This window comes from Sporosarcina psychrophila, assembly GCF_001590685.1.
Taxonomy (GTDB): Bacteria; Bacillota; Bacilli; order Bacillales_A; family Planococcaceae; genus Sporosarcina; species Sporosarcina psychrophila.
Window position 1 is genome coordinate 4549801 of sequence record NZ_CP014616.1, and the last position, 13859, is coordinate 4563659.

The 13859-nt window shown below is 38.7% G+C and carries 14 protein-coding genes; 6 read left to right on the forward strand and 8 right to left on the reverse strand.

The window, feature by feature from the left end; genetic code table 11:
* The first annotated feature begins 110 nt into the window (after positions 1–110).
* The 3 genes from AZE41_RS21340 (at position 111) to AZE41_RS21350 (ending at position 1721) form a co-directional block, all read left to right on the forward strand.
* The gene (locus tag AZE41_RS21340; protein ID WP_067213690.1) at positions 111–593 is read left to right on the forward strand and encodes a DUF2975 domain-containing protein; all 483 of its coding nucleotides are present in this window, start codon (positions 111–113) and stop codon (positions 591–593) included.
* 10 nt (positions 594–603) lie between these two features.
* Complete coding sequence (locus AZE41_RS21345) at positions 604–825, forward strand: helix-turn-helix domain-containing protein (protein WP_067213691.1); 222 nt, start codon at positions 604–606, stop codon at positions 823–825.
* A 107-nt stretch (positions 826–932) separates the two neighbouring features.
* A complete protein-coding gene (locus AZE41_RS21350; protein WP_067214108.1) occupies positions 933–1721 on the forward strand; it encodes a DUF817 domain-containing protein in 789 nt (262 codons plus the stop codon).
* A gap of 248 nt (positions 1722–1969) precedes the next feature.
* On the opposite strand, the gene AZE41_RS21355 is transcribed toward AZE41_RS21350, so the two are convergent.
* From AZE41_RS21355 to AZE41_RS21365, 3 genes are all read right to left on the reverse strand, one after another.
* Positions 1970–2527 (reverse strand): NADPH-dependent FMN reductase, encoded by a 558-nt coding sequence (locus AZE41_RS21355; RefSeq protein ID WP_067213692.1) that lies wholly within the window; start codon positions 2525–2527, stop codon positions 1970–1972.
* A gap of 115 nt (positions 2528–2642) precedes the next feature.
* Positions 2643–3491, reverse strand: a complete 849-nt coding sequence (locus tag AZE41_RS21360; RefSeq protein ID WP_067213693.1) for a VOC family protein — start codon at positions 3489–3491, stop codon at positions 2643–2645.
* Positions 3492–3509: 18 nt separating this feature from the next.
* Positions 3510–3917 carry a DoxX family protein gene (locus AZE41_RS21365; protein WP_067213694.1) on the reverse strand — a complete coding sequence of 136 codons (408 nt, stop codon included), beginning with the start codon at positions 3915–3917 and terminating at the stop codon, positions 3510–3512.
* A 135-nt stretch (positions 3918–4052) separates the two neighbouring features.
* Here AZE41_RS21365 and AZE41_RS21370 point away from each other — a divergent pair, with 135 nt between their 5' ends.
* Positions 4053–4379, forward strand: coding sequence for a winged helix-turn-helix transcriptional regulator (locus AZE41_RS21370; RefSeq protein WP_067213695.1), 327 nt, complete (start codon positions 4053–4055; stop codon positions 4377–4379).
* 503 nt (positions 4380–4882) lie between these two features.
* Here AZE41_RS21370 and AZE41_RS21375 read toward each other — a convergent pair.
* On the reverse strand, positions 4883–6265 hold the full coding sequence (locus AZE41_RS21375) for a catalase (RefSeq protein WP_067213696.1): 1383 nt from the start codon (positions 6263–6265) through the stop codon (positions 4883–4885).
* Positions 6266–6535: 270 nt separating this feature from the next.
* Between AZE41_RS21375 and AZE41_RS21380 the strand changes: the two genes are divergently transcribed.
* Positions 6536–6961, forward strand: a complete 426-nt coding sequence (locus AZE41_RS21380; protein ID WP_067213697.1) for a GatB/YqeY domain-containing protein — start codon at positions 6536–6538, stop codon at positions 6959–6961.
* A 483-nt stretch (positions 6962–7444) separates the two neighbouring features.
* Here AZE41_RS21380 and AZE41_RS21385 read toward each other — a convergent pair whose 3' ends face one another.
* Positions 7445–7750 (reverse strand): monooxygenase, encoded by a 306-nt coding sequence (locus AZE41_RS21385; RefSeq protein ID WP_067213698.1) that lies wholly within the window; start codon positions 7748–7750, stop codon positions 7445–7447.
* A gap of 1025 nt (positions 7751–8775) precedes the next feature.
* On the opposite strand from AZE41_RS21385, the gene yiaA reads away from it, so the two are divergent.
* Positions 8776–9246: an inner membrane protein YiaA gene (gene yiaA, locus AZE41_RS21390; RefSeq protein WP_067213699.1), complete on the forward strand. Its 471-nt coding sequence runs from the start codon at positions 8776–8778 to the stop codon at positions 9244–9246.
* 565 nt (positions 9247–9811) lie between these two features.
* Here the strand turns inward: yiaA and AZE41_RS23120 are convergent.
* The 3 genes from AZE41_RS23120 to AZE41_RS21405 are packed head-to-tail and all read right to left on the reverse strand — an operon-like array spanning position 9812 to position 13129.
* Positions 9812–10708: a hypothetical protein gene (locus AZE41_RS23120; RefSeq protein WP_197485346.1), complete on the reverse strand. Its 897-nt coding sequence runs from the start codon at positions 10706–10708 to the stop codon at positions 9812–9814.
* Positions 10701–12437: a sensor histidine kinase gene (locus tag AZE41_RS21400; RefSeq protein WP_231885742.1), complete on the reverse strand. Its 1737-nt coding sequence runs from the start codon at positions 12435–12437 to the stop codon at positions 10701–10703. Before AZE41_RS21400 ends, AZE41_RS23120 begins: the two co-directional genes overlap by 8 nt.
* Positions 12438–12448: 11 nt before the next feature.
* Complete coding sequence (locus AZE41_RS21405) at positions 12449–13129, reverse strand: response regulator transcription factor (RefSeq protein WP_067213701.1); 681 nt, start codon at positions 13127–13129, stop codon at positions 12449–12451.
* Positions 13130–13859 lie beyond the last annotated feature (730 nt).

A 13859-nucleotide genomic window follows, 5' to 3' on the forward strand; every position in this document is an offset into this window, starting at 1 on the left:
AAAAGATGTTTTTATAAAATAAGGTACAACTAAAAACGATAAACATTTATTGCGAATCGATAAAAAACGTGCTAAAATGAAATTACTAATAAATAAGTGAGGTGCTTTTTTTGAAACGAGGTTCAACAAACTTTTTAAAAATAGCCGTTATTCTTCTTGGAATCCCTATTGTTGCTTTATGTATTTTTGGGTTGCCCCTGCTAGCTAAAGAAGCAGCAGAAAGTAATTCTGAGTTTGCTTATGTACTATACGGCATTGTAATAATTATGTATATTTCGGCGATACCATTTTTCGTTGCATTGTATCAGGCTTTTAAACTTTTAAATTATATTGATAAGAGCAAAGCGTTCTCGGAAATATCTGTAAAAGCTTTGAAAAATATAAAACATTGTGCAATCACAATCAGTGGCTTATATGTGGTTGGTATGCCCTTCTTCTTTATCTTTGCGGAGTTAGACGACGCCCCGGGTGTCATATTGGTTGGAATGCTCTTTATTTTTGCTCCAATGGTAATCGCAGTCTTTGCTGCCGTTCTCCAAAAACTTTTGCAAGAAGCTATTAATATAAAATCAGAAAATGATTTAACAGTCTGAGGTGAAAACAATGGGAATAATAATCAATATTGATGTGATGTTGGCTAAAAGGAAAATGAGCGTGACAGAACTCTCAGAGAGGGTTGGAATAACAATGGCTAACATTTCTATATTGAAAAATGGAAAGGCAAAAGCGATTCGATTATCAACTTTAGAAGCGATTTGTAAAGCTTTGGACTGTCAGCCTGGAGATATTTTGGAATACCGAAGTGATGAAGACAACCAAGGTTAACAAAGTGGAGGTATTTAACATTGAAAGAAAAAGGACATCTTTTTACGTTATTTCATAAAAAGGGAGTTACTCATGAATTTAACCATCCAAAAATGGAGACACAAATCATGAGAGCATCAAAACAACTCGTTTGTTTTGGCCGGGAGCAGGCCCTATCATGTTTGTTTCCTGTCGTCATTTTCGCCTCTTTGGCTTTTACACAATTCATCCCACTTCCGTTCCTACCACGTTATGACTGGCTGCTCATTATCTTCCTTCTGATGCAATGGTGGATGGTGCGTTCTGGGCTTGAAACACGGGATGAACTAAAGGTTATCACATTGTTCCACCTTATTGGACTTGCTCTTGAAATTTTCAAAGTACATATGGGCTCCTGGGCTTATCCAGAGGATGGCTATTTCAAAATCTTTGGAGTGCCTTTATATAGTGGATTCATGTACGCGAGTGTAGCGAGTTATCTTTGCCAGGCATGGAGGAGGTTAAAGGTTGAACTGGTTAAGTGGCCACCGTTTTTGATAGTTGTGCCTCTTGCAGCTGCAATTTATTTAAACTTTTTCACTCACCATTATTGGATCGATGTTCGGTGGTGGCTATCTGGACTTGTAATTATCGTCTTTTGGCAATCATGGGTCACATACGAGGTTGATGGAACTCGTTACCGCATGCCACTCGCACTTTCTTTTGTGCTCATCGGATTTTTTATATGGATAGCTGAAAATATTGCAACGTTCTTTGGTGCATGGAAATACCCAAACCAAACCGATGCATGGAGTCTCGTTCACCTAGGAAAGGTAAGTTCATGGCTCTTATTAGTAATTGTTAGCTTTCTTATAGTAGCGACGTTAAAACAGGTTAAGGGGAAAAATTCCACTAAGGTAGATGCTAGTCAATTATAATGACAGTTAAGAATACGTAAGACGACTAGTGTTTTAACACAAAGTTAAGCAGTCATTTACTGGTTTCCTTTGGTTAATCAACACATGTGTAATTCCTCGTTTCCATGGCCAATAGATATAACGCAAATGAACTTTAAATTACCAAAAGGTCATCTTAAAACTTATTCCTTTTTGACGTTATAAAAAAACGTGCCAAGTACCAACACAATTACAAGTTGTGGAGTGGCACTTGGCACAAAATTGTTAATTTATCGTACAGTTTTCAATGCACCGCTCCAAGAAAGGACTTGGTCAAGCATTGTGTTCGCGTTGGCTGCATGGTAGTCAGCAGGTTTGAACACGCTCATGTTTTCAAAGTCAGACATAAGTGAGAACGTAACTGCCGTACGTACGTCAGCAACTTGTAGCTCACCCAAAATCAGGCGCAGGTTTTCATGTGCACGCGTACCGCCCAAGCTACCATATCCAACAAAACCAGCCGCTTTATTGTTCAATTCTGGGTTTAAGAAGTCAAGTGCATTTTTTAGCGCTCCACCGATGGCATGGTTATATTCAGGTGTGATGAAAATATAACCATCGAAAGAAGCCATTTTTTCTGACCAAGCTTTTATTTGTCCTTCAGCACCAGGTTGTGCATTTGCTGAACCCAAGAATGGAAGATTGTAATTTGCAAGATCTACGATTTCATACTCCGCGTCATTACGTTTTTCCGCAAAATCAACCATCCATTTTGCTACAGCATCACCGTTTCGCCCTTCACGCACACTACCTTGAACAATACCTATTTTCAATTTTTCATTTGTCATTGTTTTTTCCTCCTCATTAGATCTACCTAATAGTCTATCTAAAAACCCCACATAATAACCACCTATACGATTTATTTATCTCGGCTTCAATACTCTACTTTTATAAATCGCCCCCTTAAATCCCTAGATAAATACGATTCCCAGAAGGATCATAGGAAACTAAAGAACCGTTTTCTTCTGTCACAGCTACACCAATATTCTTCAACTGGGCGATAACATTATTCCTTGCTACCTCATCTGCTAAAACTATAGTAAACGACTCCAGCCCAACACTATTTAAAGGTGGTGTTGGAGCCCCAACTCCGGCCCAAGTGTTTAAGGCAATTTGATGATGGTATTTACCCGTAGAGATGAAAAGCGCCTGATTGCCATACCGGTTAACCACTTCAAAACCGAGGCCCTTAGTATAAAACTCTTCGGTCTTTTTCAATTCAGATACATGTAAATGAATATGCCCCATGACGGTCCTAGCCGGTAAACCTTTCCATGACTGCGGTCTCCCTTCGGATAGAAGATCTTCAAAATTCAATGGATCCACTGTCATTGCCACTTCACCGTTACTCCAAGTCCATTTGGAAGGTTCGCGGTCTATATAAATTTCAATTCCATTTCCATCTGGGTCTGCTAAATATAAAGCTTCACTTACAAGATGATCTGATGATCCATACCGCAAACCGATTTCCATAAAATGATGCACGATTTCAGCTAAGTCTGAGCGTTTAGGTAGAAGAAGGGCAAAGTGATATAGACCCGTAGTTTTTCCATACTGGGGTACTACGTTTTCTGGTTGTTCGATTGACAACACACTCGTTTTGCCATCCGTTGTTAGTTTAGCCATTTTTTCAGTTTGTTCTAGAACTTGAAAACCAAGAATCTCCTGATAAAACGTAAGTGATCGATTTAAATCTTGTACCTTAATGTTTACATGACCTACAAAAGTGTTTGGTTTGCTATGAAATTCCATATTTCTTACCTCCGTTTTTTATTTTTGTCCCTCAGAACGAAAGATTTTATTACCTAACGAGAAACGAGTGCTGTTTGCAAAAACGAGAAAAATGGACATAGCGAGTAGTGCCAATTCCAATTCGTACCCCGCCATTTCATCATTGCCAAGAAACCCTGCAGAAATTTTTACCGTGAAAATTGCCCCCAGCATAATAACAGCAAACAATACAGAAATAATTCGTGTTCCAATACCAAGTATCAGCAGAATACCGCCAATTAACTCTATAACTGCAACGGCATAAGCTAAAAATCCTGGAATACTAAGGCTTTCGAAAAAACCAGCAGTGTTAGCTAAGCCCCCTTGAAACTTAGATAATCCATGAATGAAAAAAGTAAGACCTAAAACCAAACGCAAAATAACCGTACCCACATCATTTTTATTCATTTTCTCTATTCCCCTTTATAGTTAGTTACTTTATGTAATTAACTATATTGTAGAATGTTATAGCTGTCAAGTAAGTTAATTACTTATGATATTAACCCCTCGTGTTATACACTATATATAAAGGAGTGAAAGTAAATGAAGCAATCTATTATTTGTCCCCGATTAGAAAAAGCCCTCTCGCTTTTAAGTCAGCGCTGGATGGCTTTGATTATCAATCAAATATTGTCGGGCTCAAACAGATTTAGTACAATTCAATCTTCTATCGGAATTAGTGGCAAAGTTTTGTCAGAACGCTTAAAAGATTTAGAACAACAAGGGATTGTAAAGCGTAATGTTATACCTGAAACACCTGTTATTATTGAGTACTCCTTAACGGAAAAGGGGCATTCATTAGAACCAGTTTTGAAAGAAATAGAAAATTGGTCACAGTCATGGGTGGAAATAGAGAGTGAAGAAACATAAAATCATATCCTTACCTATACACAAAAGGAAAATATGAAATTAACAAAATGATTTCTAAGAAAACGTCAACTAGGAATAATTACAGGTTTTTGAATCTTTCCGATTTGCGGGAAGGTGAATATATTCAATAATGGCATTCTCATGACCGTTCTTATTTTGGTACAGGCTAGTCATTCCTTTATCTTAATCTTCTGCTGTAATTTAGATTAAGAAACCGTATTGAAAATATAGATTGTACTAGTTGTCTTCACAAAATCAATAATCACAAAACTCATTTTCATTCAATGACATGCAATGTAGAGAAGCGCTCCCTTTTTTGAACTTTTGGTGCTTTTATTTTTTCTAACTTCTGAATAAACAAGAAAAAAGATTAGACATCCGCGTACATGTCCAATCTTCATTTTATTATTGTTCAATTGTATTTTTTGAGTAGTGTATTGTACATGTACCTAAATTCGAAAAATTCATAATAAGGTTTGATCATTTTAGTGAAAGTTATCGAATTAACCCTTTGTCTGTGTCTTAATTTGTCGGACAACCCGTTCTCCCAGTTCCGGCGATGCATTGTACAGATACGTCAAAACAATGCGTCGTGTCTCATCGGATATGCCGGCAAGATCAGCAGAAAGATTATTTACTAGGTGATTTTGTTGCTCAAGGGGAAGAGCATGATAATATTGCCCGGCCTGCGTAAAATCATCCGGTTTTGGCAAATCGGATCGTTCAAGATGCCCCTCCACAAATCTGCCGTTGCCGCTTGTCACTTGTGTTGCTGGTGTCCAGTCTTCCTGATGATTGATAGGTATTTTGCGAAAATCTGGTCCAAGCCGCCGCCGCTGGGAATCCGAGTAAATATTGGCGCGTCCCTGCAGCATCTTATCATCTGATAATTCGGCCCCTTCCAAAAGATTGGACGGTGAATATGCCAGTTTCTCCACTTGTTCCATATAGTTATCCGGGTTGCGGTTCAACGTCAAGCGGCCAACCGGCATCAGAGGGTACTGCTGTTTATCCCAAACTTTTGTATCATCCAATGGATCATAAGGAAGAGTGGCTTCATCTTTCGGATTCATAAGCTGCACATAAAGCCCATATACAACAGGCTCTCCCTTTGCTAGGGTATCATACAAATCCTGACCTGCAATATCTGGGTTCTCGCCATTCCATCGGGCGGCTTCTTGAGCATCTATATACTGCTCCCCAGCATAAGGAACCCAGTGATATTTTACATAACTGCGTACCCCCTCCCCGTTCTTCCAAACGTAGGTATTCACACCATAACCCGGCATGTGGCGAAAGCTTTTTACTGTGCCTGCATCAGAGTAAAGCCGAACAACAAAATGGGTTGATTCTGGCGCTCTGGCTATGAAGCTCCAGAACCTTTCGGGATCCATCAAGTTATTTACGGGCGAGGGTAAAAAAGCTTGAATGGTCTCTGGAAAACGTATAGCATCTCGTACTAAAAATACAGGAATATGGTTGAAGACCAAATCAAAAATACCCTCTTCAGTATAAAACTTAGTAGAAAATCCACGCACATTTCGTGAGGTATCCGGAGTACCTTTATTACTTACAGCAAGCGAAAACCTCACAGTAACTGGAACTTGCTGCCCAGGATTTTGTAAAAAGCACAGCTTTGTGTATTTTGCCATAGAATACACAGTCTCAAAGTAACCAAAAGCACCAAAGCCTTTAACATGCACTGGTCTTTCTAAAATTGTTGAATGGACAAAGGTCTCCAATGTTTCATGTAAAATACTGTCCTGCTCCAGTACAGGACCTCTTTCACCTACAGTCTGTGAATGCATTTCCTCAGCCCAAAATTTTGATACATTTCTGTTTAGATGCGTGGAAGAACCTGATTCCCCTCCATTGTTTTCTCTCATAGTTATTCCTGCCTCCTGTACCCATAAGTTAATTCCCTAAGATACACTATTATTTATGTGAGGCACCATACAATTATGAATGTAGTTAGCTGAATAACCATGCAAAAAAGAACGGACATCCGCAGGACGCGGCGACCTTAGCCAGAGTTCCGCTAATCAGCAGAGCAGGGAGTTTGTGCTGATTCAAGTCAATATAAATAAATCGTCATTTGTTGCTTTTCACATGCATCTCTTCTATACTTTTAACCACTAATAGGAGGAGATCCAAAAATGTTAAAGACAATCGTATTCGAACATCTAAAGAATGCCATGAGGGAAAAAGATGTGCTCGCAAAAGGAGTACTGACATTAGTAAAAGCAGCACTCGATAGCGCTGAAAAGGAAAAAGGTGCAGTTCTTTCAACTGATGAGGAAGTTGCCATCGTCAACCGCGAAATCAAACAGACCAATCAAGCGCTGGAAGGCGCACAAAAAGCACAGCGTGAAGACTTAATTGCACAAGAAGAAGCAAAATTAGTTCTGCTCAAAAAATTCTTGCCTAAACAACTTAGCGAAGACGAAATTGTAACAATGTTGACAGAGGCAGGAATCACCAAAGGTATGAACATGGGTGATGCCATGAAGATCGCAAAACCATTACTTACCGGGAAAACAGACGGAGGAACGATGTCAAAAGTTGTGAAAAACTTAATCTGATATTAGTGTGGGGTTTCCGTGCAAGATAATTGTTGCACGGAAACCCCATATTCATTTGTAGATCGACAATCCCTTTATGTGGATGCTGGATACACTTCCCGTTAAGTAGTAATAGGTAAGAGCTGATACTATTCGAATAATATCAGCTCTTTTTCCTATTCACTCAAAATAAATTGTGGTTGTAAAAGACCCATTTCACAAAAACCCCCTTGTAGAAATGAAGATCCTACCTGTTAGCTATCCAATCTTATATATCAAGCAATTAAATTGAATAAAAAAATAAGACCGTCCGATTTGATAGATCGGACGGTCAAATAGCTGATCCCTCAAGGGGGCCGGCTAGATACTAATACAATTCTCAAGAGTATCCTGAACTTTCTTTACAGAAAGAGTTTCTACTCAAGCACTGATGTACTACTTTTCGTTTGATAAGAGACGATATAAAATCCGTGAATTTTAACAATAAATTTACAGGTTTTTTATTTACTTTATCGACCCTTTAGTAATTTCGGTAAGTTTAGAATTAATCCCAAAGATTTTTGCGTTGACGGCTGTGACTCCAAATCCGGCTAATCTTTTAGTGTGCATATCTAGATATTTTTCAGCTGTTTCTTTTGTTTCGAAAATGTAAATTCCACCGGCTTCATTTGTTTCTGGGCTTTCTGTCCAAACTTTCGACTTGAATCCTTCTTCTTCATTGATGCTTTTTGCTAAATCAGTAAACGCTTCCGCCATTTCATCTCCGAATGGTCCATCCATTTTAAAATCCACTTGTAATAGGTACGTCATAGTCATTCTCCTCCGATTATTTAGTAGTTGTAAAATAAATTTTTCCTGCGCTTGATAATGATCTCGTGTAAGCTATTTTTTAATAAATGAGTTAATGACTGATTGTTCAACAATGTACATGACTTCAATTTCTTTATGAAATAGAAGTTTTTCTGTTTAATGCAAGCTAAAAAGGGATGGTTGTAGTGCTTCCAGATTTAGAACTTATTTTCATCCTTCAAATAGTATTCATGGATGTCAATACCTTAATTATAAAGACTCTTATGTTAATTAGCTAACTAGCCGCATTAGTTCATATGTATTATACCTAAAAGTTAAGAATGAGTTTTAAAAGCGTGTCCTTTTTGTATGATTTGATCTCCCTCGAAGACTCTCATGAATGTATAAACATGTTGTTTCCTCCCCTTTTCATTTTTACCCTGTAATATTTAAACCTGTCAATCATAATATGTAATTAACAGCTACAGTATCGCCAGCTATCATTTTTCCCCATAAGTCCAATCGGGATCGAGTATTTCCATTTGGATTCAGTGTTCAATTTCCGTCAGTTTGTCCAGTTTGATAGTTACGTTAAAATAATATGTATTAGTTCGGATTGGGCTGTAACCCATTAGAAAATTGTAATACAAGAAGCGACTTACTTAGATGGGCTGCATCATTTTAACCAATCCCCTGCTTTCCAATATAACTTTGGAAAGAATTCTCACCATCATAGATATTTTTTTGTATACCTCTTCTTTCTCCCAATACGCAGAATATATCCCATAAAATTATATATACACGACTAGTTAATTTCCCCTTATTTACATACTATAAAAGTTCCAACAAAAAATTAGCTGCAATGTTCAAAGAATGATAGAAACGAACTCATTTGCGAATAATCCTTGATGATCCCTGTTAAAGCTAACACTTTTGTAGACTTAAAATCAGATTCAACTTTTTTAGAGGAGTTAGACTATTCTCAAAAAACATTGCTGATTTATACTCGTTCAGATATGATTGTCGAAAGGGGAGGAGAACATTCAATGACTAATAATAATGAAGATTTATTTGATATGGAAAAACAAAACGCCCCAAAAATGAAAATAAAAAGAAAAGATGGAGAACCAACTCCGGTTTTCAAAGGAGCTTCATGGGCAGCACTGGTAATAGGAGTATCAGCTTATCTCTTAGGCCTGTATAATGCAGCTATGGAACTGAATGAACAAGGATATTACTTTGCAATTTTAGTATTCGGACTCTATTCATCTGTCTCGTTACAAAAAGCTGTAAGAGATAAAGAAGAAGGAATACCAGTCACGAACATTTATTATGGTATTAGTTGGTTAGCACTTATTATATCTATTTTATTAATGGCCATCGGTTTATACAACGCAGGAAGTATTGTCTTAAGTGAAAAAGGGTTCTATGGTATGGCTTTCGTTCTTAGTATATTTGCAGCGATAACCGTTCAGAAAAATGTTAGGGATACACAGAGAGCAAGAGAAATAGATTGAGTTACTTCCCGTTAATTTGACAGTCTGGACTTATTCAACAAGTAGAATATAACTAAGCGAGTCACCCTTTTTTCTTACCGGAGTGTGACTCGCTTTTTTTGAATAAACGCCACTACATTTAGGATGTCAGTCACCCACATACTCTATCCTGTTAAATCCAATCCCACTGGTACCATCTTTCAATTGCTTCGCCTGAAGATTGTACTCATCCGTAGCGAGTCTAAAGGAAGGGTCGCTCTGACTGTCATCTTAGATTCAATTATCAATCAAAAAAAGAACCCTTATACATCAAGAGTTCAAACCGCATTTCATTTTATGGTGCATACCCGGTGCGAAACGTCGACCTTCAAACCGTCAGCGTGACGCTCTCCCATCTCAGGTTATTACACTACCCAAAATTCAAATCAGAATCTCAATTTATTAAGTCCATCAGTCGGTTTTATATAGCCTTTAATCAATATCGAATGAAAAGTTATGCACGATATACCTTAGTATTTACTTTTGTTAACATCATTGCTTTCAATGATGTTAACAAAAGTTTCAACTCATCGTGACTACCATCAAACTAAGCCTGGTATGGAGGAAGTTCCATCATTTTCAGCTTGCCATCGACTCGTTTAACTGTGTAAGTAAACTTTTCGGTGATCGTGTCAAACTCCCTCGTATGGAATAAGGTTCCGTCTTCCAACTTTAACGTAATCACGAATATATATTTGTCCTTGCTTACTACGGTCTGTTCAAGAATTTCATTAAGTGAAATCCTTGGCAGTAACTTCAGATACTGATCAATTAATTTCAACTTGTCATTAGTGTCTGTTTCGGGAAATAAGTTAATGAGTCCTTGGTAACTACCGCCGTATAACTCGACCAACTTTGCAGCGTCCTGATTAGCAATAGCCTGCATATATTGCTCTAACGTATCTTGCGGAATCTCAACGACATTTTCATTCTTACCCCCCTCCTGAGAGTTTGCTGACGGACTCAACGTTAATTTCTTTTTCCAAGTTAACTCATTGCCTTCGGAATCTTTGAATAGAAATACAACCTGACCTTCCTCACCCTTCATCGTATCCGGATATATGAAACCCGAGAATTGTCCGTCACCACTAATGTAAAATCCATCTTCCCCATTAGCTCCGTGTTCAATGGCATCTTGAACCGAATTTACAATCAGATTATCCTTAGAAATCCACTGTATTTCGGCTAGCGCGAATCCTTCCGGAACCTGTTTCACTACGAAATCGAAACTATTTCCCTCTATCGGTTTTGGGGCCTGATCTATTATAATTAATATTTCATTCCCGGAATCCGCTAAAGCGTCCTCTATTTTGGTGGTATTGTCTTGATTTGTTTCAGATGGCTGCGCGTCCGGTGCTTCAGACTCAGATTTCATAGCACAACCACTAGTTAAAAGAAGCATGCACAGAGCTGAAATGATATAGCTGTATTTTTTGTTATTCATGGGGTTCTCCTCTGCTTTCATATAAGGTAAAAGAAAAAGCGACGCCTTGATTTGTATTCGCTACACCAAACTCGCTATCATGAAGCTCCAGGATATGTTTGACAATCGCGAGTCCCAGACCGGTCCCTCCAGATTTACGATCCCGAGAACGCTCAATCCGGTAGAATTGATCCCACACCCGGTTCAAATCATCCTCCGCAATGGGCGGTCCAGCGTTCTCGATTACCGTGACTACCTTTCCGGAATATGCCCGCTCGATGCTAATGGAAATGACACTGTTCTCCACAGCATGTCGAATGGCATTGCTCATTAAATTTGAAACGACCTGTTCGGTCCGTCTAAAATCTGCCTTTACGAATAGTTCTTCTACTTTGTTCAACTTGCATTGAAGATGCTTTTCCTCTAATTGATGAGAAAACGAATCCACTACATTTTGAACAAGTTTTGTCATGGATACGCTTCTAAACGTTAAATGGATGGCCTTGACTTCGAATTTGGAAAGCTCCAACATATCCATTATTAAAGCATTCATCCGATCTGTTTCATTCACAATATGATTCAGGTAACGGTCTTTTTTGTCGCTCGCTACTCCATCCTGCAACCCTTCTGCGAAACCTTTTACAATGCCTAAAGGGGTTTTCAATTCATGCGATATGTTCGCGATTAGCTCTTTACGAAGTTGCTCGGATCGCCGCTTTTCTTCCATCTCCACTTGTAATTTCACATTCATATTAGTAAGTTCCTTTAAGGTCGTATCTAAATTCTGAGACAACGCATTCAGATTGCGCGACAGCTCCCCGAATTCATCCTTCGAATGAATTTCAGGCTCCATGGTAAAATCTAACTTGGCGAGTCGCGCGGCAGCACGGTTTAGCGTAACTAACGGACGGGATACAATTCTCGAGTAAATCAAAGATAGAATAATGGTGAGCATAATAATTACCGGCGTCAAATATACAAAATACTTCTTGAGTATCTCGACTGCTTCCCCAACTGGTTGTAGAGAAGTCATGACGAATAAATAACGTTCTGTATTTTCACTATGTGCTAGCGATTTAATCAGAATAGCGTATTGGACACCGCTCCAATTATCTATCCATTCCGCCTGAACAAGCGAACCGTCCTGCAAACGAGATTCATATTGTTCCAGCTTCGGCATCCAGTCCTGGAGGGCTTCATCGATCAGGGTATCTTGATATAGAGGGTTATACGAGCGTTGTTCGGGTAGCATCAAATCCGTTATTTTACCCTTCACTCGTGTTAACCCATTTACGAGATCTTCGTTTTTCTGCTGTATGGCAACAAGTTGCATGACAGTATCATCCTCATCCATGAAAATACCGTCTATCACTGTTGTATCACCGATCTGAATCCCATTCGGAATAGCACCTAGTTCCATGCCATCCGCGGGCACACGAATGGTAATGGCCTGTCTATCTGTTTGCAACTCCAGAAAATAAGGATTTATGCTAATCCGTTCAAACCGATGATTTAAGATGGAAGTACTGGTATCATTATCATTCATAAATGCACCGAGTAGCCGTGAAACCTGCTGATTACTGGATCCAACCTGTTCGTATTGATCCTCGAAATGGCTCATATTCTGCTCTAGTGCATGGATCTTGGACATTCGATAAAACCGCTCGAAAAACAAACCTTCTGCAATCATCACAATTGAAAAAACAATCATAATCAAAATAGATGTTACCACGAAAAGTTTAAGGACCACCCCCTGCCTTCTCATGCTTCCAACTCAAATTTATAACCTACGCGGATGACCGTACCTATATATCGACCTTCCGCCCCAAGCTTGGCTCTTAATTTTTTGACGTGGGTATCTACTGTCCGCAAATCCCCTAAATAATCGTATCCCCATACAGCGTCCAGAATATAATCACGGGATAAAACTTTACCGTAGTGCTTGATAAGAAAGAGAAGCAAATCATATTCCTTTGGTGACAAAGAAATCATATTTCCCGCCACGGAAATAGTATGAGCCATTCTGTTTACTACTAGATCGCCAAAGGTATGTATATCTCCTTCACGACCAATCGTTCCTTCCGTTCTTTTCATCAATGCGTTAGCACGAGCCACTAATACCCTAGGACTGAAAGGCTTCGTCACATATTCATCGGCACCGAGCTCGAAACCCATCAATTGATCATCGTCTTCCACCCTAGCTGTGATCATGATAATCGGTACGTCTGACTTCTTGCGAATGCGCTTGCATACCGAAAATCCATCCAGCTCTGGCATCATAATATCCAAAACAATCAGGTCAATGGAATTTTGTTCAAAAATCTCCAGTGCGAGCATTCCGTTCTCCGCTTCGTATACTTCCCATTGCTCCTTTTTGAAATAATCCGTTATAAACTCACGCATCAGCGTATCATCTTCGACTAACAATATCTTTCTTTTCATAGCTGCACTCTCCACATCTATCCACGTCACCCTTTAACTATGGACATGATTCTAGTATATTTTCACGTACCCTACACCTCCGCTAGTACTTTCTAGACCTAGTATAGAGGACTCCTGTGTACGTCGTGTGTACGTTGTATGGATTTCATAAACCAGTAAAGTCAAAACTTTTAAAGGACTTCTTCTAGCAATTACTAATTCACAACAAACAATTGTCTTAACTGAATCATACTCTTGTTTTCTTCAGTGTTACAATGTCACCGAGTTCTCAAGGTTTGTTTGACATTAACAGCCGCCTTCACACCAACTATGAATTTGGAAACCTCTCCATTATATGCGATATTCACAGAACAAGCGTTTCTATTACGGAACGAAAGATATGCAGTCATGAAACCCTTCATCCTATTATGTGGGTGATAAGGGTCAAGCAATATTTAAATTTTAATAAAGGCTATTGAATCTCTTGTTATGCAAGGTAAATAGACCATATACGCGTTCGACTTTTTTTAAAGATTGTCGACCATAAAAAGTCCGCACCAATGAAAAGTGCGAGTTACGCGGTCTTGGAAGAACTTCGTTCACATATGTAAAAGGGAATGAGTCATCATTGTATTACTTGAGTGTGTATCCGACAATACAGAATTACTTGCAGAAATGTCAGTTTGGTTTGCTTTTAAAGCACATGTGAAACATCGTACATCTAAATTAAATATACTTGATGATGGAATAT